This is a genomic window from Gardnerella vaginalis 1500E (assembly GCF_000263595.1).
GTDB lineage: Bacteria > Actinomycetota > Actinomycetes > Actinomycetales > Bifidobacteriaceae > Bifidobacterium > Bifidobacterium vaginale_E.
On record NZ_ADES01000016.1, the window covers coordinates 1 to 3,663 of the forward strand.

The 3,663-nt window shown below is 41.5% G+C and carries 3 protein-coding genes; 1 reads left to right on the plus strand and 2 read right to left on the minus strand.

Annotated elements, in window-relative coordinates:
• Together CGSMWGV1500E_RS01165 and CGSMWGV1500E_RS01160 are read right to left on the minus strand one after the other, a co-directional pair.
• On the minus strand, positions 1–1,318 hold a 1,318-nt coding region (locus CGSMWGV1500E_RS01165; RefSeq protein WP_004129096.1), incomplete at its 3' end, for a glycosyltransferase family 39 protein.
• A 109-nt stretch (positions 1,319–1,427) separates the two neighbouring features.
• A complete protein-coding gene (locus tag CGSMWGV1500E_RS01160) occupies positions 1,428–2,408 on the minus strand; it encodes a glycosyltransferase family 2 protein (protein ID WP_004129098.1) in 981 nt (326 codons plus the stop codon).
• Between the two features lie 129 nt (positions 2,409–2,537).
• Here CGSMWGV1500E_RS01160 and CGSMWGV1500E_RS01155 point away from each other — a divergent pair.
• The coding region (locus CGSMWGV1500E_RS01155; RefSeq protein ID WP_004129099.1) for a glycoside hydrolase family 25 protein at positions 2,538–3,663 on the plus strand (1,126 nt) is incomplete at its 3' end.

Consider the following 3,663-nt stretch of genomic DNA (forward strand, 5'->3'; position numbering starts at 1 on the left):
GCGAGCGCAAAGCAGGATTCATTTTGCGATCGATTAAAATCTGCCTGTACGGACCATTCCACTTCCAACTGCTTGCAAGCAAAGATTCGTAAGTTGGTTCAAGCCACTCTCCCGCAAACTTTTTAGTAAAGAAACTAAGTAAATCGGATGGATTATTTGCAAAATGCTTAAGATTATTTTGTAAAAATTCCGTAGATTCCTTCTTTATAGTCTCTTTATTGTAGCTTGCAACATCAAAGCTAGTTGGGTACCCATTATACCAGCCAGGATTATTTGGACCGCCTTTTCTGGCAGGATCCGTTGCCATTGCAAGCCAAACTGTAGAAGGCAAACCATCTTTTGCATTATGGTCGAAAGAAGCAGCTGAACTTGCCACAGCAACATTACTTAAAGCAAAGAACGCGATTGCAAGCAACACGCAAACAGCATGCTCCCACTTTTTAGAACGCAAAGCAGACACAATCCACACAACAATCATGCCAAGTAAGCAATAAACCATAGTAGACTTAAGTAATATTGCAAAGAATATGCAGATCAACGATTGCATTGCATCACGCCAACTGCCGCCACGAATATTTTTTGCGTGAAAAATAAGCGCTCCAAACACAAAAGGCAAGCAAAGTGTATTGCCGTAAGCAAAAGTCGCGTAAAAAATCATAGGCAAAAATGCTGCGTAAAAAAGCAAAGAAAGAATCGTCACATTTTTATTGCGGAATAATAAATTCACGTAGTACGCAATAAGAACGCCAGTAATAGCCGCACATAATACGTTCAAAACTTCAAACGCCGTGTATGCGTTAGGACCAAAAACGATTACCAAAAATCGCATAAGGCAAAGAAGTGGGAATTGGAATGGGAAGCGCGTCAAGTAGCCGCCCGGGCACACAATCCAAGATAATTCCGAAGTGTCAACTCCACAAACCACAGGAGTTCTATTAGGATCTGCATAATATTGCGCTGCACTAAACAGGTATGCTGGATCCCACTCCGGCCACGCGTGAGTAACATGTACCCAAATTAAACCTGCCACAAAAACATAAGCAAAAACAGCGACCGCAACGTAGCGTATACGCAACTTATTAATAAGCTCACGTTTTCGTAAAAACGCAATAATAAAGAATATTGCTGCGCTTATAGCAATTACGAATGGAGCCTGGAACCATAAAAATTCAAGAGTGTAGTCACCTGGTAAAAGATGAGCTGAAATAACTAGATTAAGCAAGGATAATGCGCTGAAAAATACTGCAGCGCACCAAAGTGCGGCAGTACTAAAAAAGCGCCCAAGCATTACGCTTATATTCTGCAAACACTTAACCATACTTTCAAACCCCTTTAAAAGATTACTTTTACAAAGTGCCTTTACAAAGATTATTTATAAAAATCGTATTTACAAAAATCGTATTTACAAAATTATATTTATATTATATTTACAAAGATTGCTCAATATAGTAGCGCGGACGATGCTTCGATTCCAAATAAATCTTGCCAATATAACTTCCAAGAATACCCATAGAAATCATAAGGAATCCGCCAATAAACCATATTGAGCACATAAGCGAAGACCAACCAACAGCAGTGTGATTAGTAAACAGCGACGCAATTACGTAAATAAACATTGCAAAACCAATAACAATAGAAAGCAAGCCCATATACGTAACTAATTTCAGCGGCTTAACAGAAAACGATGTAATTCCCTCTAAAGCAAAGGAAATCATCTTTTTCAAAGGATATTTAGAAACGCCAGCCGTTCTTACTCCACGCTCGTAATAAACTTTTCCGGTTTTAAAACCGAGCATTGGCACAATTCCGCGCAAGAATAAGTTGACTTCGCTGTACTCAGAAAGAGCTTCCAACGCAATCGAACTCATTAAACGGTAATCCGCATGGTTTGGCACAACTTCTGCACCCATTGAGGCGAAAATCTTATAAAAAGCCAAGGCCGTATTGCGCTTAAACCAAGTGTCTTTTTTGCGCGAAGAGCGAACGCCGTAAACAATTTCGCAACCATCTTGCGCAAACTTTTTAAGCATTTCATCAACAGCGTTTACATCATCTTGCAAATCGGAATCCATAGAAATTGCTGCATCACAACCTTGCTCGCGTGCATACATAAGACCCGCATACAGCGCATTTTGGTGGCCGCGATTATGCGCAAGCTTTACACCGCCAAAAAGTGAAGGATTTTTGCGATTAAATGAGGCGATTAAATTCCAAGTAGAATCTTTTGAACCATCGTCAACAAAAATTACGCGACTGTACGAATGAATAAGTTTCTGATCCATAAGATTAGTCATCTTATTTTGAAGAACCGTCGCCGTTTTAGAAAGACCTTCTTCCTCGTTAAAGCAAGGTACAACAATGTACAAAATTGGCACACTTTCACGCGCGCTGTTTAACGAAGTATTCATAATCTAACAATCTCCAGAAACTGTATTTACAAGTAGACAGTATAGTCTAGTACAAGAATCTAAAGTCACGTAGAGAAATTAAAAACGACATTTCTGTTGATTTTGCGCCAATTTTATGGTGCTGTTGCTATGGTAGTAGCAGATAAACACGTAAAAAACATGTCTGGAGGACTCGTGGGACAGATTATCGTGCGTGTATTAGCTGGATTAGCTTCAATTGCTACCGCATTTACTATGAACGTTGTAGCACCTAAACAGACCTCATTGCCTACTGGCTCTTTGAAAAATAATGTTGCAAATCCTATAGTGCAACCTCATGCTTCTGGCGTTGTGCGTCAAACATCTCATTCTGAAAATGAATATGGCGCTCATTGGGAAGATTCCGATGGCTCACCTACTTTTATTGACGGAAACGGCGACGCATTCGTTAAAAACGCCAAAGGTGTTATTGACGTTTCTGAGCATCAAAAAGAAATTGATTGGGATGCTGTAAAAGCTTCTGGCATAGACGGCGCGATTATTCGCATTAGCTACGGTTGGGATAATGGCTACGATAAGCAGGCTTTGCGCAATATTAGCGAGTGCAAGCGTCTTGGTATTCCATTTGGCATTTACATGTATTCTTACGCAGAAAAGCCGGAAGATGGTGCAGCTGAAGGTGCGGATGTTGTCAATCTTTTGAAGGGCGCTGGAGTAGATCCTGAAGATTTGACTTACCCTGTTTACTACGACTTGGAAAGGTGGAGCTGGAGCGGTCATAGACCACCAACATCCCCATACGTTTACCAGGATATTGTTGCTTCCTGGTGGAATCAGTTAGTTTCTGCAGGCTACCATAAGCTCGGCGTTTACTCTTATACGAATTATTTGAGAGGACCATTAAATTCTCAGTATATTCACGAGCGCACAAGCTGGGTTGCTAGCTACGGTTCTCGCGTAGGTTTCCCTATTTCTACAGCTTTGCGCGGATGGCAGTATACGTCAAGCGGCAGTGTGAACGGCATTGATGGTCGCGTTGATTTGAACGCATTTGGAATGGCTGATGGCGGCGAAATCAATGGCGTTTCTGAGTTTGGTAACACGATTACAAACACCAGCGCAAATTCTTCGCAAGATGTTGGAGACGGCTGGAAAGTAAGCAAGAAAGCAAATCGCCGCGATCTTTGGACCAACGGAGATAAAAGCTTTATTCTGCAGTATGAATTGCGCGACTCCTACTACGGTCACGGCGGATACGCTCGCCTTGGCGCCCCTG